Genomic DNA, 24,193 nt, shown 5'->3' with positions numbered 1-24,193 from the left:
GACCACCGAAAGCCACACCTCGCACCCCTCGGATGCCCCAACCCTGCGAATGGCTGGACCAAACCGATGACCAAGGCAAGGACCACTGATCACATGGGACTTACTCGTCCAGCTGGTCGGACGGGCCTCTGTGGCGGTGGGCCGACTCGTTCTCCTGGGCCATCCGGCGCAGCGCGAGCAGCGCCGGTTCCAGGAGAACGGTGAGCAGGAGCGCCCGTTCCGCCTGCTCCAACGGGTCCTCGATGTCCTCCAGTTGGTCGAGATCGAGCGCCGCCGTCTGTTCGGCGAGGCGGGCGTAGGGCAGGAGGCGCTGCCAGTCGACGGGGGCACCGAGGGTGCGCAGCGAGGCAAGGGTCTCGGCGAGGGCGGTGCGGGCGGGCGCCGCCTCGTGGACCTGCCAGCCGAGCTTCCCGACCAGCGCGTCGACCTCGGCGGCCTCGGGCTCCTCGGCGGCGGGCTCCCCCGAGACGCGGATGGCGCCCAGAGTGAGGCCGAGCAGGACGTGCAGGTCGTCCGTGCGGTCGGTGAGGACGTCGAGCAGTTCCCGCGTGGTGCTGACCGACAAGCCCCGTACGCCGATGAGCGCCCTGATCAGCCGCAGCCTGCTCAAGTGCTGTTCGTCGTACTCGGCCTGGGTCGCGGAGGTCTGGCGGCCCGGCGGGAGCAGGCCCTCGCGGAGGTAGTACTTGATCGTTGTGACGGAGACGCCGCTGCGGCGGCTCAACTCGGACATGCGCATCAATTCGGCCCCGCTCTTGCTTCCAACGATTGGATACCTCTACTATCCAATATGGATAGTAGAGGTATCCAATAATGCCCGCCTGATCGGGCCGCCCTGTGCCATCCGCTCCCGCCCACTCGAAGAAAGCCGCCCCGCCATGCCCACCCTGCGCTGGACCTCCGTCAACCCGCCCGCCCCAGACGCCGAAGCCTTCGTCATGGCGTCCCGTCTTGAGGCGCGCAGCCTCTCCGACGTGCCCCGGTTCCTCGCCAAGTCGCTCGCGGCGTGGAAACAGGTCAAGTGCGCGCCGGGCGCGTACTCCGCCTCGCTGATCGCCGAGCCGTTCAAGGGAGTCTTCTGGACCTTCTCGGCCTGGCGGGACGAGGACGCGCTGTACAAGTACGCCCGCACGGAGCCGCACAAGTCGGTGATGACAGGGCTGCGCCCCTTGATGAAGCACTCGGTCTTCACCTTCTGGCAGACCCCGGCGGCCGGGCTCACCCTCGACTGGACGGACGCGAAGCGCCGGCTGGCCGAGGCCGCGCAGGACACCCACGCCTAGCGGTGGTTTGTTGAACCAGGGAGCAGGGGTTGAGTGGCCGGCCTCTGAGGACCGTGTCGATGAGGGCTTGGCCTCGCGTGGTGGGCCGGGGCGGGGTGGCCGGATACCGGGTGGGCTTCTGCGGCAGGGTGTCCGGGTTCCCGGCCGGTGGTGGCCACCACCGGCCGGGTCGCGCCGTCCGGTTCCCACCCGCACATTTCTGCCCATCAGCCGCCGCGTAAGGATGCGCCTGATCATCATCGGGATCGATCCCCACGGGTCCGCGCACACCGCAGTCGCTGTCGATGCAGCAGACCAGTTGGCCGCCGCGGGCACAGCTGGGCCGACTACCCCGCCGCTTGCGAGGCCACCGAATAGCCCGAGCACTGCAAAATGCGGCGGCGCAAGCACGTACGGCCCGTGGACACCGGCCGCGACCTCGTTCACATTCGGCAGGAGCTGAGCGTCACGCCGGCGGCTGGGTGAGTTTGGCGGCCACGGCGTCGAGGACCCAGTCCAGGCCGGTCGCGAAGGATGTCTCGGCGTCCACGTCCGTGCCGTCGTACACGGCCTTGGCCAGCGCCGGGAAGCGGCCCGTGGCCAACATTCTCATCACATGCGGGCCGGAGGCGCGCTGCCAGTCGAGCTTGGACAGGCCCGTGGCGCGCTCGGCCCGCAGGTTCGCGATCTCGCGCCTGATCGCGCCGGTGAAGTAGGCGCTGACGGTCTCCACGGCGCGCATGACGGTGTCGAGGTCGGCGAGGCCGTCGAGGGCGGCCAGCGTGGCCTCGGTCACGGCGAGGCCGTTCGGGCCCAGGGTCGGGCGGCCGCCGAGAAGGTCGGCCAGCCATTCGTGACGGAGAGCGGCCTGCCTGGTGCGGTGGGCGAGGATGCGCAGCACCTCCCGCCAGTCACCGGGCTGCTCCTCGGGGAGAATCTCTGCATGGACCTCGTCCACGATGAGGTCGAACAGCTCCTCCTTGGTGGAGATGTATCCGTACAGCCGCATCGGGCCGACGTCCAGCCGACCGGCGACCTTGCGCAACGACACCGCCTCCAGCCCGCCCTCGTCGGCCAGCGCGATGGCGGCGGCGACGATCCGCTCCCGGTCGAGCGGCACGGGGCGAGTCGGCGGCTCCGGCCGGTCCCACACAGTCATGGTCACACCGTTCTGTTGCGATACATCGTCATGGGGAAATACAGTGTATCGACATGAGACACCGTATCGCCGTGGTCGGGAGCGGCCCTGCCGGCCTCACCTTCGCCCGCGTCCTGCACCGCCACGGCTACCCCGTCGCCGTCCTCGAACGCGATCCCGCCCCCGACGCCCGCCCCCCGGGCGGCACGCTGGACCTGCATGAAGGGCTGGGCCAGCTCGCGCTCGACAAGGCGGGGCTGCTGGCGGAGTTCCAGGCGCTGTCCCGTCCCGAGGCGCAGGCCATGCGCATCCTGGACACGGCCGGGACCGTCCTGCGTGACTGGCGACCCCGCCCGGATGACCGAGCCAATCCCGAGATCGACCGCGGGCAACTCCGTGACCTGCTGCTCGGCCCTCTCGACGTCCGGTGGGGGCGGAGCGTGACGCAGGTGGTGCCGGGGACGCGGGATGGTGTACTGGTCCATTTCGCGGACGGGCGACAGGAAACGTTCGACCTCGTAGTCGGCGCGGACGGCGCCTGGTCCCGGACCCGTCCGGCAGTCTCGTCGGTGACGCCGCACTACACCGGCGTCACCATGGTCGAGACCTCCCTGGACGACGTCGACACCCGCCATCCTGACCTCGCCCGGTTGATCGGCGACGGTTCCGTCGCTGTGTACGGCGTGAACCGAGCTCTCGTCGCCCAGCGCAACAGTGGCGGCCACGTCAAGGTGTATGCCCAGTTTCGCGCGCCGCTGGACTGGCACACGGACCTGGACCTGGCCGACGTCGAGACCGTGCGGTCGAGTCTGCTGGCTCTGTTCGACGGCTGGGCCGCTCCCATCCTCGACCTCCTCCGCGAGGGCACCGCTTTCGCCCACCGCCCCCTCTACGTCCTGCCCGTGTCCCACACCTGGACCCACGTCTTCGGGGTGACGCTACTGGGCGACGCCGCCCATCTGATGCCCCCCTTGGGGGCGGGCGCGAACCTCGCGATGCTGGAAGGCGCCGAACTCGCCGAGTCCATCGCCACCGGCCTGGGAGATCTGGACGAGGCCGTCCGCGCCTTCGAGGAACAGATGTGGGTACGGGCCGACAGGTGGGCGAAGATCACGACGGCCGGTCTGGAACGCCTTGTGAGCCCGGACCCCGCCGAAGCCCTCGCTGTCTTCGACCAGGTCCAGCCATCCTGACCGCCGAGCGCGAGAACACCAGCACCAACAGTACGGTGAGGCAGCGCTTGATGCCGGAGTCGGGGCGGAGCTTGTCCGGGGTGCCCGGGAATTCATGGAGCGCACCATGCCCGACTTCTCCCACTGCTCCCGTATCCGCGAGCACTTCGACGCCGCCGTCCAGTACTTCAGCAGCGACGACCAACTGCTGACCCTGCGCCTGGTGATGCTCACCACCGACGAGATCGCTGGACGGGCGCTCGTCCACGGACCTGAACTTGCCCGCGTCGCAACGGACGTGGGCATCGGAGTGAGCGTGGACGTCGGCTTCGGCACATCCTCCTCCGAGGCGGTCCTGCGCTGGTCCTGGCAACTGCTGGGACCAGGCGGGATGTTGAGCGACCGTGCCTTGGTCGATGTGATCGGGAAGCGCTCCTTCGTCGTCTCCGAACCCGTCGGCCTCTTGCTGGAAGACAGAGGTGCTGTCGGGGCGTCAGATCACCCAACTCTGCTGAATATCCAGGGTTAATGAAACGTTCACGCTGTACTCGGCCGGGCTGGAGAGGATCACCTCCCCGATTCGGAGGTGCGCGTGAACACGCGAAGATCGACCGGCCGTGTGGCCTTGGTCCTGTCCCTCGTGGTGGCTGTGTTCGTCGGCCTGATATCCCCGGCGGCAGCGGCAGACGACCGAGGGCTCAGCGAGGACTTGGTCCTCACGCTCAACGCCTCGGACCTCGGTGTGGAGCCTGCCGACCTGCGGGACATCGTTCCCGAGATGCAGGCAGATATCAGTGAGCACCGCGGGCTGGGCAACGCGCTCAAGCAGGCGCTCGCGGACAGCCATGTGAACACCACCGTCAATACCTCGGAGTGGCCGAACTTCCAGGGCACGGTGGACGTGACCTCCGACGGTGCCGGCCTGGCCATCACCATCCCGACGGGGGAGATCACCACCGCCGGCTTCTGGACGGGGGTCGCCGCCTCGCTGATCGGCTACGCCGCGGGGTACGGGCTCAGGGTGCTCTGCATCGCGGGCTTGACGGCCACCGGGGTGGGCGCCGCCACCATTCCGCTGGTCTGCACCCCTCTCCAAGGCGCCGTTACCGGCATCGTGACGGCGATCGTGAACCACGGGTTCGCCGGAGACCTGGGCTCCCCCGAGTCGATCAGGGACATCATCATCGGTGGGCTGATCGGAATGTCCATCGGCGCCCTGTGGGAGAAGTATTTCTCCCCGTGGGCGAAGACCCATATCGCCAGGGCCTTCAAGGACGTCGGTACCTGGATCAGGTCCAAGGTGCCCTGGGTCGACTCCTGGCTCGGAAGGGCGGCCGCCGACGGAGCGGATCATCTCGGCCAAGAGCTTGAGGAACTGGAGAACCTTCTCAACGAAGCGATGAGGGACTGGGGTGGGCTGCGTACCCCGGTGCGGCTGATGCCCCTCGGGGACTCGATCACCTACGGCATAGGTGATCCGGACGGGAACGGCTATCGCGACCACCTGGCCACCTCACTCAACCGGCGCTCGGTCACTGTGGACTTCGTCGGCTCGCAGACAAGCGGCACCATGGCCGACCGGGAGAACAACGGCTACCCGGGATGGACCATCGACGAGATCGCCGGACCTGCGGGCAGAGACGTTCCGGCGATGCGTCCGGACGTGGTCACGCTCATGGCGGGCACCAACGACATGATCCACAACGTCGACCCGGGCAACGCGATCAACCGGCTGCAGCGCTTGATCGATGGCGTGCTGGCGGCGAACCCGGACGGGTTCGTGGTCGTCGCGACGCTGACCCCGTGCACCGATGCGGCGGTTCAGGCTCGTATGGACTCCTACAACGCACAGGTCCGGGAGCAAGTCGGAGCGCGGGTGGCACGCGGCGACCGCATCGTTCTGGTGGAGATGTCCGGGGTGTCGACGCAGGGGTGGCCGGACTTCGTGCACCCCAACGATGCGGCGTATCAGCAGATGGCAGCGGTCTTCTCCAACGGCGTCGCGGACGGCATCAAGCGAGGGCTGCTGCCCGGCGTCACGGTGACCGGCAGCGCCGAGGAGACCGGAAACACGGTCTCGCCGGGCTCGGGCGGTACCGCAGGCACGGTCTCGGGCGGGCTCGCCACGATCAACACGGCGGACTACACGCTCAACGATGTCGCCAGGTGGCTCGGCACGGGGGTCCACGCGCTGGGCGGCCTCGCCCCGGCGGCGAACATTCGGCTGATGGACTTCGACGGGGACGGCGATGACGACTACGGGATCCTCGGCCCCGCCGGTGAGTTGAACGTGTGGCGCAACGACGGTGGCGACACCAACGGAGGGAAGGGCTGGGTCAACCTGGGCAAGGTCGCGCTGGGCAACCTCACGGATCCGGCGAACGTCCGCTTCCTTGACTTCGACGGGGACGGCGATGACGACTACGGGATCCTCGGCCCCGCCGGTGAGTTGAACGTCTGGCGCAACGACGGCGGCGACGTCGCCGGCGGGCACGGGTGGACCAACCTTGGCAAGGTCGCAAAGGGCGGCCTCTCCACACGCGACAACATTCGGTTCATGGACGCTGACGGCGATGGCGACGACGACTACGTCATCCTCGGCCCGAACGGAGAGATGGACCTGTGGCGCAACGACGGCGGCGACGTCGACGGCGGGAACGGGTGGAGAGACATGGGCCGTGACGCGAAGGGTGCCGGCCCTCGGGGGGCCATCAGGTTCATGGATCTCGACGGCGACGGTGACGACGACTACATCGTCCTCGGGACCCAGGGCGCTCTGCTCGCATGGCGCAACAACGGCGGCGACCGTGCCGGGGGCGGTGGCTGGGCGAGCCTCGGCCTCATCGCTGCCGGGACGGGCGACGGTTCCCAGGTCCAGTTCATGGACGCCGACCTTGACGGTGACGACGACTACGTGACCCTCGATGCGGACGGTCAGATGCGGCTGTGGGCCAACCGCGTCATCGACAGCGGGCCCGGGGTGGAGAGCGGAGGAACGGGTCAGAACCAAGGACTGGGCGGCACCGGGCTGGCGCTCATCGACACGAGCCAGTACACGTTGAACGACATATGCCGATGGTTCGGCACCGGCGTCCACGCTCAGGGTGCGGCGTCCGCCGCGTCGGTCCGGCTGATGGACTACGACGGTGACGGCGCCGAGGACTATGCGATCCTCGGGTCCGCCGGCCAGCTGGACATCTGGCGCAACGATGGCGGAGACAGCAACGGAGGCAACGGCTGGAAGAGCCTCGGACGGGTCGCGCCCGGCACCGGTGACGGTTCCAAGGTCCGGTTCATGGACTTCGACGGGGACGGTGACGACGACTACATCGTCCTCGGCTCCGCCGGCCAGATGGACGTCTGGCTCAACAACCGCGATACCACCTGGACCGCGCTCGGCAGGGTCGCGGCCGGCACGGGTGACGGTTCCAAGGTCACCTTCCTGGACTTCGACAAGGACGGAAAGGACGACTACGGGGTCCTCGGCCCGGCCGGCGAGCTGGACGTCTGGCTCAACGACGGCGGCGACATCTCCGGTGGGAACGGCTGGAAGGGTCTCGGACGGGTCGCGGCCGGCGCCGGCGACGGTTCCCAGGTCCGGTTCATGGACATCGACGGGGACGGGGACGACGACTACATCATTCTCGGTACCCAGGGAGCGATGCTGGCCTGGCGCAACGACGGCGGCGACACCAACGGCGGTAACGGGTGGAAGAGCCTGGGCCTCGTCGCGGCCGGCACGGGCGACGGCAACAAGGTCCGGTTCATGGACGCCGACAAGGACGGTGACGACGACTACGTGACCCTCGAGCCGACAAACGGTCAGATGCGGCTCTGGGTCAACCGCATCGACCACTGAACCGCGGGCGCGACGGCCCGGCCGACACCAACCGCCGGGAACTACAGCGGTCGATCACAGGGAACGGTCCGGGGCGACACCCATCGCCCCGGGCCGCTTGTCCGGCAATCGCACGACGGCGGTACCGGCCTGTGACTCGCCGAACGCCCAGCCCGCAACAAGTGAGCAGTCGGCCGCTTCCAGGACATCGGTCGGCCACGGCCAGCGGCCGGTGCCGCAGTAGCAGCCGCCCTCGCTGCGCGCGGCGGCCTCCGTGAGGCAGAGCATGCGGAGATGGTCGCGGAGCGCGGGGTGTGTGACCGCGCTCAGCCTTTCTTCCCAGGGCTCGGCGGCAAAGCAGGCGTACCTGATGTCGTGAATCGACACCAGGTGTTCGGGGCCGCGCTCGGTGAACGTGGCGGCCTGCATCGCATTGGTGAGAGTGCCATCGGTGGCGACGCGCAGCAGCACGGTCAGCCAGCTGTTCAGTTTCTTGGACTCCTTGTTGGTCAGGTCGACCCCATGGCGGCCCAGGAGCGGTCCCAACTCCACACCGTGCACCAGCACTTCACCGGCCTCATCGACCGAGGAGACGGTCCGCAGGTCGGCGGCGAAGGTGTCGTCGAACGGCCGGGGGCCTTTGTGCCCGCCGTCGCCCCACGGTCCCGTTCCGGCCAGGAGGTCGGCGTCGAAGCGGAACAGCGACTCGCTCAGGTCGAACCGCCATGCCCAAGGGGAGAAGGGGTACTCCCCGTCCGGATCTGGCAGCTGCCTCGGCTCGCGAGCCGTCAGTGCGTCAGGGGTGGCCCAGGGATTCGGGAACAGGAACTCGTCGAAAGAGTCCGAGGCGTAGTACACCCCGTATCGGACAGCGGGGTCGAGGGCCGGCTGTCCGCCGAGCAGTATCTCGAAGGCACGGGTCAGCGCGGCATCCCACCCGCCGGGGTCAGTCGCCGGGGCCGTCTTGGACGTCACGATGAGCGCTCCTTGATGTCGTGTCGCGTGGATCGACGCAAGCTATCAGCCGCGTTCGGCACTCCCCGGCGCCGATGTCGAAGTCCGCCGCAAAGACGGACATGTTGCTTCCACACTCGTTGACCGGGGCTGGATGGAGCCGACGCGGTAGCGTCGGACCTGGCCGGGCGCCTGCGTTCGGACCGTGTCATACTCCGCGACCCGGTCCGACCCGTTCCGCCTCGAAGGGCGGGCGGCCCCGCCGGCACAGCCGGCACCGCCGTCCACTGTCTTCCGGTACGTTGCAGGGGGAAATTCGACTTCCGTTGAAGGAACCCGAGATGAGCACGCCGAAAGCGGTCGAGGTCCCAGAATCCCTGGCGGCGTCATATGCCAGGACCTTCGGCGAGGAAGGCAGGGCCTGGATCGCCGCGCTGCCCGCGCTGGCTGCGGACATACTGGACCACTGGGAGCTGAAGCGGGACGGCGAGCCCGGAGCGGGGGAAGCCTCGCTTGTGCTGCCGGTGCTGCACAAGGACGGCACGCGCGCCGCCCTCAAGTTCCAGATGCCCAGGGAGGAAACAACCGCCGCACTCATCGGGTTGCGCACGTGGAACGGCGAGGGGATGGTGCGGCTGCTCGACCACGATTCCGAGAGCAGCGCCATGCTCCTGGAGCGGCTGGACGGTTCCCGGACGCTGACCTCAATCGAGGACGATGACGTCGCGATGGGCATCCTCGCCGAGCTTCAGGCCCGGTTGGTCTCGGTTCCCGCGCCGCCGGAACTGCGCAGCCTCGGTGACATCGCCACCGAGATGCTGGAGCAGGTTCCGCCGGCGGTCACGGCTCTGGCCGACCCGGCCGACCAGCAACTCCTGCGCGGCTGGGCGTCGGCGGTGACGGAGCTGGATCGACGACGGCGAGACCACGCTCGCTCCGTCCTCCATCGCCACTGCGAAGTCGCTGCTGAACCGTTGATGCCCCCCCTTTCTCTCTGACCGCTCCACGGTCCGTCCACCGCCCCGGTGGACGGGCCGTGGATCGTGACCGCCCGGACGTGCCACAGCACGACCCCAACTCGCCGTCACGGACCTGCAGTCGGGGAATTGCCGCAGTTCAGAGCCGGTGAACGAGCTCCTGCGGTTGGTAAGGCCGACGAAATCCACGACATCAACATGGCAACGTCCACCGGCAAGGACATGTCCGACCACCTGAACTTCCACCGAGCACATCCCCGCCACGTTCGTCCATGCGGGCATCAACGTCGAACGGGAGGGCTTGTTGAGCGGGGTGAGAGGCCGCCAGATCGCCGCCCGCTGCGTGGCGCGCGTCACCGTCCACAACCTCCCTGGACAGAACACCTAGTGCCCGCCCGTTGTCGGCGCCGCATAGCGACCGTGCGGGCGTGCTTGTCCGTCCTCGGCGCGGCCCGCGGCGAGGCCCTGCCTGCGCACCAGGGTGATCAGGACGGCTGCGAGGAGCGCGGGCAGCGCGAAGGAGAGGAAGTCGGCGTGGAGTCCCCAGCCGGTGGTCAGGATCGCGCCACCGTAGACGGGTCCGACGATTCCGCCGACCCGGCCGATGCCCAGGGCCCAGCCGAGGCCGGTCGCGGACAGCTGTTTCGGGTAGAAACTGCCGATATAAGCCGTGAGCAAGGTCTGGGTGCCGATGGTGCATGCTCCCGCGATCGTGACCAGGCCGAGGAGTGCGGGGGTGGGAAGGCGGATCATCAGGAGCGCGATCGCGGCGGCGGCCGTGGTGAACATGCCGGTGATGACAGTGCGGGAGCCGATGCGGTCGGCGAGCACGCCGAGCAGGGGGGTGCAGAGGATCGGACCCGCGTTGAGCGCGAGGAGGAAGGCAAGTGAGGACCCCAGCGGGTAGCCCGCCTCGCGCATGATCTGGGCGAGCCAGGTGTTCAACCCGTAGACCAGCAGCAGCCCGAGGGCGGTGACCAACCAGAACAGGACCGTGCTCATCGCGTAGCCGCGCTCGAACAGGGCCCGTACGCCTGCACGCTCCCGCTCGTCCTGGACCGGCTCCGGCAGCGGCATCCCGTACCGGGCGGCCAGCGCCTCGGCCTCGGCGCGGCGTCCCCGCCCCAGGAGGAAGGTGACCGACTCCGGCAGTGCGGCCCAGACGACGACCAGCAGGACCGCGCCGAGCAAGGCACCGATCCAGAACATGACCCGCCATCCGGCCGTCTGCAGGAACCAGATCGCGTTCAGCGACGCCAGGACCCCGCCGATGGAGTAGCCGGAGAACATCACCGCGTTGGCCGTGCTGCGCCGTTCGGGCCGGGCGTACTCAAGTGTCAGCGCGATCGCGGTGGGCATGACGCCGCCGAGGCCGACCCCGGCGACCAACCGTGTGAGGGCGAAGAGTTCCACCGACGGTGCCAGCGCGGACAGCGCGGTCGCCACGGAGAACCACGCGATGCACCCGAGCATCAGACGGCGTCGGCCGACCCGCTCGGTGAACACCCCGGCGAGCAGGGCGCCGATCATCATGCCGACCAGTGCCGCCGACCCGATCTGTCCGGCCTGGCCCGTGGTCAGGGCCCACGAGCCGCTGAGCAGCGCCGGCACCGTGGTGCCGTACACGATCAGGTCGTAACCGTCGACGATGATGGCGAACCAACAGCAGGCGATCACCCAGCCGCGGGAGCGGATCCGCGCGGGCGGGCCCGCGGGCACAGGAGTCGTCGTCTGTGGCGCTGATGTGCCGGGAGTTTCATCCATGAACCGCTCCTCGGGGGCGTGCGGGAAGGGGTGTCTCTTCGGGCTGAGGCAGAGGCCGGACGGCGGAAGCACGGGACGTTGCGGCTCGCCGCCCCCGGCCGAGGGCGCCGTCTCGTAGGCGCTCGACCTGGCGGGCTCGGCGTCGGCGACGGCGTCGGCGACGGCGTCGGCGACGGCCGCTGGGGCCGGAAGGTGCCCCCGGGGCGGTGGTGTCGGTGCTCCGGGGGCACGGGGAGCAGGGTGGGTCTCAGGGGTGTCCGGCGGTTCCGGATGCGGTTGTCCGAGGGCCGGGGGACTGGTGCGAGTGGCGCGTTGTCATCGCGGCGCGAAGTCCACGCGGGCGGATGGTGTTTGGCCGTACGTGTGGCGCTCTGCGTCCGGAGTCATCCGGACACCGAATATCAGCCAAGTATTCTCCCTTCGTGACGACAGTCAAGAGGTTCGTAATAGATGGAGTGCGAAGGGCCCGGCGGCGGGCCGTGTGTTCGGGGCGGGCGCGGTGCGAGGTGTCACCGGATCCCTCCCGTTGCGGACGTCGGCTCCTCGCCCCCGTACGGCCCCGCGGGTGGCGGAGCGAAGGCCGCCGGAGCGCAGGGAACGGGAGTGGGAGTGTCATGAACCGCTTGGCTGGCGGGAGTTGGGCGCCCGCGCGCCCATCCGGCCCTTCTGCGCCCGGGGGAGGTGTCCGCGGTGCCCGGTGCCGTTGATCCGACAGCCCGGGGCCGGAACGGGCAGGCCATACGTGATGGGCGACGGCAACCGGCCCAGGCGCCGGCGTGACCGATGTGGCCGACGTGACCGGCATCGGGTGCGCGCGCCCGCCGCGGATGCCGTCGGCTCGCGAGACCGCGGCGCCGGTTTCGAGCACCGGCCGCCGTCCGGACGCGGCGGCGGGCTCGGGCCGGCCGTCTCGGGCCGAGCCCCGACGGGACCTCGTCCGGTGCTGCCCCAGGGGTCCGACACTTTGCCGGTGGCCTTCTTCGGCAAGCCCCTTGCGCACCGGTGAATATTGCGCGAATGTGACGATCGATAGGGATGCAAAACATCAAGGATGCGTGCCCTCGCCGGGTTCGGGCGGCCGGTCGGATGCGGCGGTGCCCACCGCCGAGGCATCCCCTGGCCCGGCGGACCGTGCCGCCCGCAGTCGTAGGTCCCGCCTGCTCCGGCAGTGCGACCGTCCTACATCGCAGCACCACCGACAGAAGGGGATACGGACATGGCGGATCTGAACGCACTGGCGGCTGACCTCGCATGCGGCGCGGTGGAGGTCATCGACCTGACCTCGCCACTCGAATCCAGTACTCCGATCCTTGAGCTCCCGCCCGAGTTCGGTCAGACGTGGCACTTCGAGCTGGAGGAGATCAGCAAGTACGACGATCGCGGGCCCGCGTGGTACTGGAACAACATCCGGACCGGCGAACACACCGGCACCCACTTCGACGCCCCCGTGCACTGGATCACCGGCCGGGACCTCGATGACGTCTCCCGGGTTCCGGTGCGCAACCTGATCGGGCCGGCCATGGTGATCGACAGGACCGCGGAGGCGGACAAGAACCCGGACTACCTCCTCGACGTCGAGGACATTCTGCAGTGGGAGCGGGAGAACGGCGCCCTCCAGGACGGAGGGTGGCTCGTCTACCGGACGGGCTGGTCCAGCAGGGGGGATGATCCGGTCGCGTTCGCGAACGCGGACGAGGGCGGTCCGCACACCCCGGGTCTGACCCCCGCGGCGGCCAGGTACCTGGCCGAGAGCACGAACATCCTCGGCCTCGGGGTCGAGACGGTCGGCACCGACGCGGGCGCCGCGTTCGGTCTGGAGCCGCCGTTCCCCTGCCACACCATGGTTCTCGGCGCCAACAAGTACGGACTCACACAACTGCGCAATGTGGACAGACTGCCCCGGACCGGCGCCCTCCTCATCGCCGCGCCGTTGCCGATCGTGAACGGCTCGGGAAGCCCGTGCCGCGTCCTGGCGCTCGTCGCCCGCTAGCCGGCCGGAGGCTCACATGCCAGTTGTCCGGGCCAATGCGTGCGACTTCCACTACGAGACCGTCGGCTCCGGGGAAGCGATCGTCTTCCTGCACGGCGAGACGCACAGCACCCGTCTGTTCGACGACCAGCTTCGGTACTTCGGCCGGTCCCACCGCTGCATCGCCTACGACCGGCGCGGGCACGCACGCAGCGAGGTTCCCCTGTACGGCTACTCGGTCTCGAACCAGACCGTCGACATGAAAGAGATCTTCGACGCGCTCGGCATCGACCGGGCCACGATCGTCGCGGTCGCCATGAGCACCCCCATCGCGGTGTCCTTCGCCCTGCAGAACCCGCAGCGCGTCAACGCCCTGGTGCTCTCCTCCTGGTACGAGCTGGACGGGTTCCCCCGGCTGGAGGAACGACGGACCAGCCACCAGGCATCGTTCGCCGATCTGCATCTCACCTTCCGCGACGTGCTGCTCAGGTCCGGCAGGCGAGGGCTGGAGGAGTACATCGCGCGGAACCACGCGACGGTGCTGCCGATCCTCCCGCCGGACAAGCCGGAGGTGCGTCGGCGACTGGTCGAGATCTTCGCCGGCCATTCCGCCGAGCACTACGTCCAGGCCGGCGAGTACTACACCTCGATCCCCTTCCTGCGGGACGGTCTGCGCCGGCTGTCCTGCCCGGTCCTCGGCATCTGCGGCACGGACGACCCGTCCCCCGACCGGCCCGAGCTGCTCGGCGACCTGCCGAACTTCCGGCAGGAGTGGATCCCGGGGGCGCGACGGTTCTCCATGATGGAGTACCCGCGCCGGTTCAACGAAGCGGTGGCGCGCTTCCTCGCGGGGAACGTCCTTGCCTCGCGGTAACGGTGGGGGAGGCCGCCGCCGGGGTGCCGTCCAGGGGGAGGGCGCCCGGGACGGACGGAGCGGGGTGGCCGGGGGAGATGCATGGGAAGGCCGCCAGCGCGGGTGCGGTACGGGCCTGTCGTGTCCGTCCGTCCACGCTCGATGTCCGTTGTCGGCAGGTTTGCCGGCTGTGAAGGCCGTGACCTGCGACGACCGGATCGGGTGACGCAGCCGGTCCTGCCGGGGCACGGCGGCGGAGGCGCCGGGAGCCGTCACCCTCGGGGGTGCCGACCTGCGACGGCCGAGTTCGGCACCGCACCCAGTCGATCGTCCTCGGAGATCACGGCGACCGGGTTGGATGGCAGCGGTCACTCGACGACCGTCGGCGGCGAGGGACGTTCGCCGGGGATGCTCTCGCCGCGGCTACGCCGCGGTGGCGCGGACCAGTTGCGCGCACGCGCAGCCGGATGCTCCGTCGGCGTCGTCGCCATGGCCCGTGGCCGCCGGGTCGGCCGCGAGCGTGGCCCAGACGAGCTTTCCGCCGCAGGGCCGGGCCATGGTGCCCCAGCAACTCGCCATGCACTGCGTGATCAGGAGGCCGCGCCCGCCTTCCCGCGAGGCGTCGGAGTCGGGGACACCCGCCTCGAAAGGGGGCAGCGTGGCGGCTTGGTCCGTGACGGCGATCAGGACCACATGATCCGGCGCGTCCCCGCACACGGCCAGATGCAGCGTGACCGTGGGGGTGCAGCCGTGCAGCAGCGCATTCGTCATCAGTTCCGAGGTGATGACGGCGGCGTCCTCCACCAGGTGGTGCAGGCTCCAGTGGCGCAGGTGCATCCCCACCGCCCGACGCGCGGTGGAGACCCGCGCCCGTTCGGCGGCCAGGGCCATTTCCAGGCAGTGCGGAGCACGGGTGAGCAGCGGACCGTGGTACCGCGTCGCGTGCGTAGATGTCGTGAGGCGCGGTGCGGATGCTTCGGGGGCGGGCATGCCCTGGCTTTCCCTTCAAATTCAGCGGGACCCCCATGGCGTTTTTCCGCCGACTCTTGGAATGCGCGTCCAGGAGACGCTGCGACCTATAAGAAAACGGTCTGCCTGACAAGTGATTCTCGTCAAATAGTTCTTTTTTATCTGCGGTATAGAGGAAGCCGATGACGGCGGCCCCGGTCGTGGACCCGCGCTGCACGGGCAGGCCCCGGGCGCCGGTCCGAAGGCGGACTCCACACACGACGGGCCGACCGGGCCCCGTCTTGGCCTGTCCTCGTCGGACTTTGCCATTGATTCCCCCTGGGTGCTGGCATAGCCTGCAGCAATGCAGCTGGGCCAGCTGGAGGGTTTGATCGCCGCCGCCGAGGAGCGCAGCATCTCGCGGGCCGCGGCTCGCCTGTTCCTGTCACAACCCACGCTGACCTCCCGCATCCAGGCCCTGGAGAACGAGCTGGGTGTCGCGCTACTGGCCCGGCACAGCCGGGGCGTGGAGCTCACCGAGGCCGGTGAGGCGTTCCTCCCTCATGCCCGCCGCGCCCTGCAGAACCTCGACCAGGGCCGGGAAGCGGTACGGCGGATGTTCGAAGGCGCCATGGACACGCTGATCATCGCCTCCGCGCCCACCCTGTCGACCTGCCTCCTGCCGACGCTGCTCAAGCGCTTCCGCGAGGACTGTCCAGGGACCCGGGTCGTGCTGCGCACCGGGCATGCCGAGGAAATCACCGACATGCTGCTGCACAACGAGGCGGACCTGGGCCTGGCCTGCGAGCTGCACCATCCCGAGCTCGCCTCCGCCGAACTCCTCCATGACGAACTCGTCCTCGTCGCCCCTCCGGGTCTCGCCCCGCCACCGCAGCAGACGGATCCGCTGCGCCTCGCCGACCTCGCGAGGATGCACACCGTCGTCGTCTTCGCCACCCCCAGCGGCGACAGCCCGCTCGAACAGCTTCGGCATCTGATCCTGCCCAGCGACAACGTGCTGGAGCTCGACGCCATCGACACGGCACAGAAGATGGTGGAGAACGCCCTCGGCCTCGCGCTGCTGCCCCGCCGGGCCGTGGCCGACGCCCTGGCCGACGGGCGGCTCGTCACCATCCAGGCCCAGGACCTCGCCGCCCAGGCACGCCACATCATGCTGTTGCGCAAGCGGTCCGGCGGCACTCCGGCCGGCCCGGCCGGTCACTTCCTCGCCCTGGCCCGCCAGTACGTCATGGCCGACGGCCTTCCGGTGCGCGCGGACGGGGTTCCCGCCCGCTGATTCAGTTCGGTGCCAAGTCGAGCGGACGCCTTTCACGGTATTTCCCCGGAGGAAACCCGGCCCGCCGTCGCCAGCGCACCGGCATATAGCCAGAGCCGATAGCCGCGATCGGAAAGAACGTCTTCTTCTCCGGCTGATCTGCTCGTAGCGTTTTCTCATGACGACAACAAGTGCGCAAAAGGGCCATGGGGTCGATTCGACGGCGGACGGGCCCACGGGGCACCCCGGGTTCGATCTCCGCCTGTGGCTGGCAGAACTCCGCCGCCTCGGTGAGCTGGAAGAGGTTTCCGGAGCCGACCTGGAGTACGAGATCGGCGCTATCACCGACCTCAATGCCAAGAACCGCGGACGCGCGCTCCTGTTCGACCGGATCCCCGGCTATGAACACGGCGGCACCGTGCTGTCCTGCTCCCTCAGCCGCCCCGCACGTGTCGCTTCCGCGCTCGGACTGCCCGAGGGACTCGACGTTCACCAGCTGGTCGAGCGGCTGCGGGGGCTGCCCAGCCGCTGGCAGGCCGCGGCACCGGGGTTCCAGCCGCGGGTCGTGGAGACCGGCCCGGTCCGCAACCAGGTCCTCAGCGGAAGCCAGATCGATCTCCGCGCCTACCCCGCCCCGCTGTGGCACGAGAACGACGGCGCCCACTACCTGGGCACCGGCGGCACCGTGATCACCCGCGACCCCGAGACCCAGGACGTCAACTACGGCACCTACCGCGTCTCGGTCCGGGACGAGCGATCCCTCGGCGTGTTCATCGAGCCCATCAACCACGGTGGGATCCATCTGGGCAAGTACCACGAGCGGGGGGAACGTGCCCCCATCGCCGCCAGCTTCGGCCACGGTCCGCTGGTCTACCTCGCCTCGTCGATGCCCCTCCCCTACGGCGTCGACGAGCTCTCGGTCGCCGGAGCGATCGCCGGCACGCCCGTCGATGTGATCGAGGGCGAGGTCACCGGACTGCCCATCCCGGCGGCATCGGAACTGGCGATCGAGGGCTGGGTGGAGCCCGGCGACGAGGACTGGGAAGGCCCGTTCGGGGAATTCACCGGCTACTTCGCGGGCGGCCGCGAGCGTCGGCCCGTCATCCGCGTCGAACGCGTCTACTCCCGGGGCAACCCGATCATCTACGGCTCCCTGCCCGGCAAGCCCCCCTTCGACCACTCCTTCTGGCGCGCGGCCCTCGAATCCTCGCTCCTGCTCGACGAGTTGCGCGCCCTGGTCCCGGACGTCAGCGCGGCCTGGAAGTACGAGACCGGGTCGGCGAACTTCTTCAACGTCGTGTCGATCAAGCAGCGTTACGCCGGGCACGCGCAGCAGGTGGGCGCCGCAGCCGCACTCATCGCCGGCGGTGTCTCCATGGGCCGCTACGTGGTCGTCGTCGACGACGACATCGACGTCACCAACATCGACGAGGTGATCTGGGCGATCTCCACGCGGACCGACCCCGCGCACAGCATCCAGGTCATCCGCGACACACCCACCAACCCGCTGGACCCGATGCTGGCCGACCCGAGCGGCCCCTGGGTCTCCTCGCGCGCGATCATCAACGCCTGCCGCCCCTACCACCGACTGAGCGACTTCGCTCCTGTCGTCGAGGTCAGCGACGACCTCGCCCGCCGGGTCCGCGACCGCTGGGGCGCCCAGCTCGGCTGGACCAAGTAAGCCCATGGCCGACTACGACGCCGTCTTCGTCGGCAGCGGGATCAACACCCTCACCGCTGCCGCGTTGCTGGCCCAGGAGGGCTGGCGATGTGCCGTCTTCGAACGGCAGGACCATCTCGGTGGCGCGATCCACACCACGGAACTGGCCCCGGGCTACACCCACGACCTCTACGCGATCAGTCATGCGATGTTCGTCGGCTCGGCCGCCTACGCCCGCCTGGCCGACGACCTGAGCGCGCGCGGCCTGCGCTATCTGCGCGGCGGGGTCCCGGCCGGCGGCCTGACGGCCGAAGGCGAGTCGGCGCTGCTGACGACCGACCCGGACCGCAACATCGCCGCGTTCGAGGCGGCGGCGGACGGTGACGGCGAGGCATGGCGCCGGATGCGCGCCGAGCACCAGGAGGTCGCCCCGCTGGTCGGCGGGCTCATGTCCGGTGACCTGCTCTCCCGGCACGGGGTCGCGCTCGCGCTGCGGGCCTACCGCCAGCTGGGCCACACCGGCCTGCTGAGGTTCAGCGGCGAACTCCTGGAAACCTGCCGGGACTGGAGTGCCCGATTCCGCGCGCCGACCACCCAGGCGCTGCTGGCGCCGTGGACGCTGCACGCGGGCACCGGTCCGGAGCAGGCATCGTCCGGCTTCATGACCCGCACCATGACCATGTCGCTGGAGACCCGTGGCACTCCGGTGCCCGAGGGAGGCGGACGGCGGCTGGTCGAGGCGCTCGTCGGAATCATCCAGGACGCCGGCGGCGTGTGCGCCACCGGCCGGGGGGTCGGCGCGGTCCTCACCGAACGCGGCCGGGCAGCCGGTGTGCGTCTGGACGACGGAACAGTGGTCACCTGCGGGCGGGCCGTCGTCGCCGGGGTGACCCCGACCCAGCTCTACGGCAGCCTGCTCGCAGCGGTTCCCGAGGCCCGGAACGCCGCGGGAGCGGCCCGTCGGTTCCGGTACGGCCGCGCTCGCATGCAGCTCCACTTCGCGCTGCGCGAGCGCCCGCAGTGGCCGGATCCCGGGCTGCTCAAGGCCGCCACCGTCCACCTCACCTGCGGGGTCGACGCGATCTCCCGGGCGGTGAACGAGGCCGAGCGGGGCCTGTTGCCGACCGTCCCGACACTGACCGTCGGGCAGCCGGTCGCGGTCGACCCGTCCAGGGCTCCCGAGGGAGGCTGGATCCTCTCGGTCCAGCTGCACGAGATGCCGGCCCGGGTGCGGGGGGACGCGGCGGGTGACATCGACGTGGGTGACGGGGCGTGGACCGAGGCCCTGCGCGAGCGGGTCGCGGACCGGGCCCAGGCGATCCTGGCCCGCCACCTGCCGAACCTGGAGAGCGCGATCGTCCGACGGGTGGCCGCGTCCCCCGCGGACCTCGCTCGCGCCAACGAGAACTTCGTCGGCGGAGACGGCTCGGCCGGGGCGTTCTCCCTCGACCAGAGCCTGCTGTGGCGGCCGCGACCGGACCTGACCGGGCACACCACCCCGGTGCGGGACCTCTACCTGGTCGGCGCGAGCACCCATCCCGGCCCGGGACTCGGCGCCGGTTCCGGGATCATCGTCGCCGCGAGGCTGAGCACGGCGTGGACCGGATGGCGGGGGCGGGCGGTGCGCTCGTCCGCGGCGCTCCAGCACGAACTGCGCACCCGGCGTCGCTCCCGTGATCCGGTGGCGTCCGCGACCCGTCCTGCCGGGTCACCGGCCGCCACCCCATTCCAGGTGCCCCCGGCCCCGGTTCCGCCGTCCCGGACGCCCGGCAAGCACCACTACCAGCCGGGAGGAGACCGCTGATGAAGAAAATCGTCATCGGCATGTCGGGCAGCACCGGCGTCATCCTCGGAGTGCGCGCCCTGCAACTGCTGCGCACGGTGCCGGACGTGGAGACACACCTGGTGCTCTCCCGCAGTGCCGCGCTCAACCTGCAGTTGGAGACCGACTACACCGCGCAGGACGTCCGTGCGCTCGCCCATGTCGCCCACAACTTCTCCGACATCGGCGCCTCCATCGCCAGCGGTTCGTTCCGGGCCGACGCGATGCTTGTGGTGCCGTGTTCGATGAAGACGCTGTCCGGAATCGTGCACTCCTACGCCGACAACCTGCTGATCCGCGCGGCCGACGTCATGCTCAAGGAACGCCGGACCCTGGTGCTCGCCGTCCGGGAGACTCCGTTCCACCTCGGGCACCTGCGCCTGCTGACCCAGGCGGCCGAGCTCGGAGCCGTCGTCTTTCCCCCGGTCCCGGCCTTCTACCACCGCCCCACCACCCTGGACGAGGTGATCGACCAGTCGGTCGGCCGCATGCTCGACCAGGTCGGCGTCGTCCTGCCGACGGTGCCTCGCTGGCAGGGCACCGCCGCGGCGGCGGCCGCCCGCCATGGCGCCGGCTCCGCCGACGATGACGCGACGTCCCGGGCCCCGTATGAGCGGACGCGCCCGGAGACGGTACCGCCCGGCACGGACACCGCGCAGACGACAGCGCACACGACAGCGCCCACCGCCGCGCCCACGGACGCGCCCGCACGGGCACACACGGTGAGCCCACGGAGCAGCGAGGAGAGGAACATTGGCTGAACGGTCCTTCGCCAAAGAGGTCGGCAAGCTCCGGGAGGGGGCCGGCAGTACCCTGCACGTCGAGGGCATCCTGGCGGTCACCAAAGCGCTGCTCCAGTCCGGCGTCGCCTACGTCGGCGGCTACCAGGGAGCGCCGATCTCCCACCTGATGGACGTGCTGGGCGACTCGAAGGAGGTCCTCGACGAACTCGGGGTCTACTTCGAGAACAGCGCCTCGGAGGCCACGGCGGCCGCCATGCTGGCCGCGTCGGTGCACTACCCCCTGCGCGGAGCGGTGACCTGGAAGTCGACCGTGGGCACGAACGTCGCCTCGGACGCGCTGGCGAACCTGGCCAGCGGCGGGGTCACCGGCGGCGCACTGATCATCCTCGGCGAGGACTACGGCGAGGGTTCCAGCATCATGCAGGAGCGGTCGCACGCGTTCGCGATGAAGTCACAGATGTGGCTGCTCGATCCGCGGCCGAACATCTCGGCGATCGTCGACGCCGTCGAGGCCGGCTTCGAGCTCTCGGAGGCGAGCAACACCCCGGTCTTCCTGGAGCTGCGGCTGCGCTCCTGCCATCTGCACGGCGCGTTCGAGGCCAAGGACAACAAGCGGCCCCCGCTGACGGTGACCGAGGCGATGCAGCGGCCGGTCCGGGACACCAGCCGGATCGTGCTGCCGCCGGCCAGCTTCGCGCACGAGAAGGAGAAGCTGGAGGACCGCTGGCCCGCCGCGGTCAGGTTCATCACCGAACGCGGACTCAACGAAGTGTTCGGCAACGACCTGGCCGACGTCGGAATCATCGTCCAGGGCGGGCTGTACAACACGCTGAACCGCTCGATGGAACTGCTCGGCTGCTCCGACGCGTTCGGTCACACCCAGGTCCCGCTCTACGTGATGAACGTGACCTATCCGGTCGTCGACCAGGAGATCATCGACTTCTGCGCCGGCAAGAGAGCCGTGCTGATGATCGAGGAGGGCCAGCCCGACTACATCGAACAGAACCTCAACGCCATCCTGCGCCGGGCGGAGGTGCCCACCAAGCTGCACGGCAAGGACATGCTCGCCGCCGGCGGCGAGTACACCTCCCTGGTCGTCACCCGCGGTGTCCACGCATTCCTCCGCACCTACCTGCCGCAGGCCATCACCCACGAGCCCGCGCTGCTGCGTCCGGCCGACGCCGCCGCCGGCCCGTTCGGCACCCCGGTCGACCCGCAGACGGTCCGGCCCCGCCCGCCCGGCCTGTGCACCGGCTGTCCGGAGCGGCCGATCTTCAGCGGACTCAAACTCGCCGAGAGGGAGACCGGCAAGCACCACATCAGCGCGGACATCGGCTGCCACCTGTTCGCGGTCAACGCGCCGTTCGACCTGGGCGCCACCACCATGGGCTACGGTCTGGGGTCGGCCGGGGCGGCGGCGCTGAACTCCAAGGACACCGACCGCCGCACGATCGCGGTGATGGGCGACGGCGGCTTCTGGCACAACGGGCTCACCAGCGGTGTCAGCAACGCGGTGTTCAACAGGAACGACCAGTTGCTGGTCGTCGTGGACAACGACTACGCCGCGGCCACCGGCGGCCAGGACGTCCCCTCCTCACACGCCGACGTCCCGACCAGATCCACCAGGCATCCGATCGAGAAGGCCGTCCGGGGCGTCGGCGTCAGCTGGGCCAAGACGATCGACAACACCTACGACGTCGGCACGGTCCGCGACACCTTCGTCGAGGCGCTCACCACGGACGAGCCGGGTCCGAAGGTCCTCGTGATGCAGAGCGAGTGCCAGCTCAACCGGCAACGACGGGTCAAACCCCAGCGGGCCAAGGCGATCAAGGAAGGCAAACGGGTGGTCCGGGAACGCTTCGGGGTGGACCCGGAGACCTGCACCGGCGACCACGCCTGCATCAGGATCTCCGGCTGCCCCTCGCTGACCATCACCGCCAACCCCGACCCGATGCGGACGGACCCCATCGCCACCGTGCTGGACAGCTGCGTCGGCTGCGGGGTGTGCGGGGAGAACGCGCACGCCGCCGTGCTGTGCCCCTCGTTCTACCGCACCGACGTCGTCTACAACCCCACCCGCGTGGACCGTGCGCTGGCACGGCTGCGCACCTGGTGGATCTCCGTACTCGGGCGCGGCGTCGAGCGCCGCGCGGCCACTTTGGAGGCGGCCTGATGTCAAGCTGGTACACCGGCCGACGCCCCATCACACTGGCGATCCTCGCCATGGGCGGCGAGGGCGGCGGCGTCCTCGCCGACTGGATCGTGGCGGTGGCGGAGCATGCCGACTACTTCGCCCAGACCACCTCGGTGGCCGGTGTCGCCCAGCGCACCGGGGCGACCGTGTACTACGTCGAGATCTACCCGCCGCTTCCGGCCGACGCCGCCGCGGACCGGTCCGGACGCGACGAGCCGGTGCTCAGTGTCTTCCCGACACCCGGCGAGGTGGACATCGTCATCGCCTCCGAACTCATGGAGGCCGGCCGCGCGGTCCAGCGCGGGTTCTCCACCCCGGACCGGACCACCCTGATCACGTCGACGAACCGGGTGTACTCGATCGACGAACGGATCGCCATGGGCGATGGCAGGGTCGACAGCACCGCGCTGCTGACCGCCGTGCAACAAGGCTCGAAGCAGCTGGTCTCGGCCGACTTCATGGCGATCGCCGAGCAGGCGCGCAGCGTCATCAGCGCCTCCCTGTTCGGCGCGCTCGCCGGCTCCGGGGCTCTGCCGTTCACACGCGCGCAGTTCGAACAGCCGATCCGGGACTTCGGCAAGGCCGTGGACCAGTCGCTGCGGGCCTTCGCCGGAGGCTTCGCCGCCGCCCGACCGAGCACACCCGGCACGTCCCAGCCGGTGGACATCACCATCGGGCCCCGGCCGGTGTCCCCCGAGGAACGCAAGGAGAAGGAGGAAGCCCGCCGGAACCGGATCGCCGCCACCGAGCCGGGATCCCTGGTCGGCCCCGCCCTGCGACCTCTGGCCGAGGAGGTGACCGGCCTGCCGTCGGCGGCCCGGTCGATGGTCCTGCACGGCTTGGTCAGGACGGCGATGTACCAGAACCCGGCCTATGCGCGGCTGTACCTGGACCGGGTCCGGGCCTTCGCCGCCGTCGACCCGGACCCCGAGGGCGGCGCACGGCTGACCCTTGAGGCGGCCCGGCACCTGGCGCTGTGGATGTGCTACCAGGACACCATCCAGGTGGCCCTGCAGAAGATCCGGCGGCATCGCATGACCCGGATCCGGGACGAGGCCCGCGCCGAACCCGATCAGCTCATGCAGGTGCGCGAATACCTCCACCCGCAGATCGACGAGATCACCGACACGCTGCCGGCCTGGCTCGGCGCGATGCTGCGCCACTCGAAGGCGTTCCAGCGCCTCGTCCGCGCCGCGACGCACAAGGGAATGACCGTCAACACCAGTTCGATCACCGGTTACACCCAGCTCGCCGTCCTGGCCCGAATGCGGCCCCTGCGGCCCCGCTCCCTGCGGTATGTCCGTGAGCAGGCGGCCATCGAGCAGTGGATGCGGACGGCCCTGGACGTGGCCGGCAGCGAGCCGGACCTCGCCTGCGAGATCGTCGAGTGCCAGGGACTGCTCAAGGGGTATGGCGCGACCTACGAACACGGAACCGGCAGCTTCGACCAGATCATGACCGCCGCCCGCGCGCTGGCCGGCCGGAGCGACGCGGCCGCCCGGCTCTCCGGGCTCCGCACGGCCGCGCTGGCCGACGAGGACGGGGCGACCCTGAGCAGCGAACTCGCCGCCGTCGTCAGCGTCTGACACCGTTCCCCGCCACCGGCGCAGGTGCTGTCACACC

At 69.8% G+C, this 24,193-nt stretch carries 17 protein-coding genes and 1 pseudogene; 13 read left to right on the top strand and 5 right to left on the bottom strand.

Annotation, left to right across the window (positions count from 1 at the left end; genetic code table 11):
* Window positions 1-100: 100 nt before the first annotated feature.
* Entirely contained in the window at window positions 101-739 is a 639-nt protein-coding gene (locus ACWEKM_RS00165) for a MerR family transcriptional regulator (protein ID WP_451618856.1), read from the bottom strand.
* A 139-nt stretch (window positions 740-878) separates the two neighbouring features.
* Here ACWEKM_RS00165 and ACWEKM_RS00160 point away from each other — a divergent pair, with 139 nt between their 5' ends.
* Window positions 879-1,283 (top strand): DUF3291 domain-containing protein, encoded by a 405-nt coding sequence (locus ACWEKM_RS00160; protein WP_451618855.1) that lies wholly within the window; start codon window positions 879-881, stop codon window positions 1,281-1,283.
* A 445-nt stretch (window positions 1,284-1,728) separates the two neighbouring features.
* On the opposite strand, the gene ACWEKM_RS00155 is transcribed toward ACWEKM_RS00160, so the two are convergent.
* Window positions 1,729-2,421: a TetR/AcrR family transcriptional regulator gene (locus ACWEKM_RS00155; RefSeq protein ID WP_451618854.1), complete on the bottom strand. Its 693-nt coding sequence runs from the start codon at window positions 2,419-2,421 to the stop codon at window positions 1,729-1,731.
* 53 nt (window positions 2,422-2,474) lie between these two features.
* Between ACWEKM_RS00155 and ACWEKM_RS00150 the strand changes: the two genes are divergently transcribed.
* From ACWEKM_RS00150 to ACWEKM_RS00140, 3 genes are all read left to right on the top strand, one after another.
* Window positions 2,475-3,593, top strand: coding sequence for an FAD-dependent oxidoreductase (locus tag ACWEKM_RS00150; protein WP_451618853.1), 1,119 nt, complete (start codon window positions 2,475-2,477; stop codon window positions 3,591-3,593).
* Between the two features lie 106 nt (window positions 3,594-3,699).
* Window positions 3,700-4,101 (top strand): hypothetical protein, encoded by a 402-nt coding sequence (locus tag ACWEKM_RS00145; protein ID WP_451618852.1) that lies wholly within the window; start codon window positions 3,700-3,702, stop codon window positions 4,099-4,101.
* Between the two features lie 63 nt (window positions 4,102-4,164).
* Window positions 4,165-7,431 carry an SGNH/GDSL hydrolase family protein gene (locus ACWEKM_RS00140; RefSeq protein WP_451618851.1) on the top strand — a complete coding sequence of 1,089 codons (3,267 nt, stop codon included), beginning with the start codon at window positions 4,165-4,167 and terminating at the stop codon, window positions 7,429-7,431.
* A gap of 54 nt (window positions 7,432-7,485) precedes the next feature.
* Here the strand turns inward: ACWEKM_RS00140 and ACWEKM_RS00135 are convergent, their stop codons facing one another.
* The gene (locus tag ACWEKM_RS00135; RefSeq protein ID WP_451618850.1) at window positions 7,486-8,385 is read right to left on the bottom strand and encodes a hypothetical protein; all 900 of its coding nucleotides are present in this window, start codon (window positions 8,383-8,385) and stop codon (window positions 7,486-7,488) included.
* A 320-nt stretch (window positions 8,386-8,705) separates the two neighbouring features.
* Between ACWEKM_RS00135 and ACWEKM_RS00130 the strand changes: the two are divergent.
* Window positions 8,706-9,272 (top strand): annotated as a pseudogene (locus ACWEKM_RS00130) (aminoglycoside phosphotransferase family protein); the annotation flags it as partial.
* A gap of 453 nt (window positions 9,273-9,725) precedes the next feature.
* Here the strand turns inward: ACWEKM_RS00130 and ACWEKM_RS00125 are convergent.
* On the bottom strand, window positions 9,726-11,105 hold the full coding sequence (locus tag ACWEKM_RS00125; protein WP_451618849.1) for an MFS transporter: 1,380 nt from the start codon (window positions 11,103-11,105) through the stop codon (window positions 9,726-9,728).
* A gap of 1,216 nt (window positions 11,106-12,321) precedes the next feature.
* Here ACWEKM_RS00125 and ACWEKM_RS00120 point away from each other — a divergent pair.
* On the top strand, window positions 12,322-13,095 hold the full coding sequence (locus ACWEKM_RS00120) for a cyclase family protein (RefSeq protein ID WP_451618848.1): 774 nt from the start codon (window positions 12,322-12,324) through the stop codon (window positions 13,093-13,095).
* A 16-nt stretch (window positions 13,096-13,111) separates the two neighbouring features.
* Entirely contained in the window at window positions 13,112-13,948 is an 837-nt protein-coding gene (locus tag ACWEKM_RS00115) for an alpha/beta fold hydrolase (RefSeq protein WP_451618847.1), read from the top strand.
* Window positions 13,949-14,350: 402 nt separating this feature from the next.
* On the opposite strand, the gene ACWEKM_RS00110 is transcribed toward ACWEKM_RS00115, so the two are convergent.
* A complete protein-coding gene (locus ACWEKM_RS00110) occupies window positions 14,351-14,917 on the bottom strand; it encodes an ATP-binding protein (RefSeq protein ID WP_451618846.1) in 567 nt (188 codons plus the stop codon).
* A gap of 322 nt (window positions 14,918-15,239) precedes the next feature.
* Between ACWEKM_RS00110 and ACWEKM_RS00105 the strand changes: the two genes are divergently transcribed.
* The 6 genes from ACWEKM_RS00105 (at window position 15,240) to ACWEKM_RS00080 (ending at window position 24,156) form a co-directional block, all read left to right on the top strand.
* Window positions 15,240-16,172: a LysR family transcriptional regulator gene (locus ACWEKM_RS00105; RefSeq protein ID WP_451618845.1), complete on the top strand. Its 933-nt coding sequence runs from the start codon at window positions 15,240-15,242 to the stop codon at window positions 16,170-16,172.
* Between the two features lie 157 nt (window positions 16,173-16,329).
* Entirely contained in the window at window positions 16,330-17,832 is a 1,503-nt protein-coding gene (locus tag ACWEKM_RS00100) for a UbiD family decarboxylase (RefSeq protein WP_451618844.1), read from the top strand.
* Between the two features lie 4 nt (window positions 17,833-17,836).
* Window positions 17,837-19,615 carry a phytoene desaturase family protein gene (locus ACWEKM_RS00095; protein ID WP_451618843.1) on the top strand — a complete coding sequence of 593 codons (1,779 nt, stop codon included), beginning with the start codon at window positions 17,837-17,839 and terminating at the stop codon, window positions 19,613-19,615.
* Window positions 19,615-20,394: a UbiX family flavin prenyltransferase gene (locus ACWEKM_RS00090; protein ID WP_451618842.1), complete on the top strand. Its 780-nt coding sequence runs from the start codon at window positions 19,615-19,617 to the stop codon at window positions 20,392-20,394. Before ACWEKM_RS00095 ends, ACWEKM_RS00090 begins: the two co-directional genes overlap by 1 nt.
* Entirely contained in the window at window positions 20,387-22,549 is a 2,163-nt protein-coding gene (locus ACWEKM_RS00085) for a thiamine pyrophosphate-dependent enzyme (protein ID WP_451618841.1), read from the top strand. The genes ACWEKM_RS00090 and ACWEKM_RS00085 overlap by 8 nt, the downstream gene beginning before the upstream one ends.
* Entirely contained in the window at window positions 22,549-24,156 is a 1,608-nt protein-coding gene (locus tag ACWEKM_RS00080) for an indolepyruvate oxidoreductase subunit beta family protein (protein WP_451618840.1), read from the top strand. Before ACWEKM_RS00085 ends, ACWEKM_RS00080 begins: the two co-directional genes overlap by 1 nt.
* Window positions 24,157-24,193: the final 37 nt, after the last annotated feature.

The sequence above is a fragment of the Streptomyces sp. NPDC004752 genome (assembly GCF_053601275.1).
Note: the sequence above shows the minus strand (reverse complement) of the source record. Positions and strands in the feature narration are given on the sequence as shown.

Bases quoted from the DNA above. Each gene is read 5' to 3' on its own strand.
- ACWEKM_RS00105 (WP_451618845.1), top strand. From the start codon at position 15,240: ATGCAGCTGGGCCAGCTGGAGGGTTTGATCGCCGCCGCCGAGGAGCGC.
- ACWEKM_RS00120 (WP_451618848.1), top strand. From the start codon at position 12,322: ATGGCGGATCTGAACGCACTGGCGGCTGACCTCGCATGCGGCGCGGTG.
- ACWEKM_RS00160 (WP_451618855.1), top strand. From the start codon at position 879: ATGCCCACCCTGCGCTGGACCTCCGTCAACCCGCCCGCCCCAGACGCC.
- ACWEKM_RS00080 (WP_451618840.1), top strand. From the start codon at position 22,549: ATGTCAAGCTGGTACACCGGCCGACGCCCCATCACACTGGCGATCCTC.
- ACWEKM_RS00095 (WP_451618843.1), top strand. From the start codon at position 17,837: ATGGCCGACTACGACGCCGTCTTCGTCGGCAGCGGGATCAACACCCTC.
- ACWEKM_RS00115 (WP_451618847.1), top strand. From the start codon at position 13,112: ATGCCAGTTGTCCGGGCCAATGCGTGCGACTTCCACTACGAGACCGTC.
- ACWEKM_RS00110 (WP_451618846.1), bottom strand. From the start codon at position 14,917: ATGCCCGCCCCCGAAGCATCCGCACCGCGCCTCACGACATCTACGCAC.
- ACWEKM_RS00155 (WP_451618854.1), bottom strand. From the start codon at position 2,421: ATGACTGTGTGGGACCGGCCGGAGCCGCCGACTCGCCCCGTGCCGCTC.
- ACWEKM_RS00100 (WP_451618844.1), top strand. From the start codon at position 16,330: ATGACGACAACAAGTGCGCAAAAGGGCCATGGGGTCGATTCGACGGCG.
- ACWEKM_RS00145 (WP_451618852.1), top strand. From the start codon at position 3,700: ATGCCCGACTTCTCCCACTGCTCCCGTATCCGCGAGCACTTCGACGCC.
- ACWEKM_RS00150 (WP_451618853.1), top strand. From the start codon at position 2,475: ATGAGACACCGTATCGCCGTGGTCGGGAGCGGCCCTGCCGGCCTCACC.
- ACWEKM_RS00165 (WP_451618856.1), bottom strand. From the start codon at position 739: ATGCGCATGTCCGAGTTGAGCCGCCGCAGCGGCGTCTCCGTCACAACG.
- ACWEKM_RS00090 (WP_451618842.1), top strand. From the start codon at position 19,615: ATGAAGAAAATCGTCATCGGCATGTCGGGCAGCACCGGCGTCATCCTC.
- ACWEKM_RS00125 (WP_451618849.1), bottom strand. From the start codon at position 11,105: ATGGATGAAACTCCCGGCACATCAGCGCCACAGACGACGACTCCTGTG.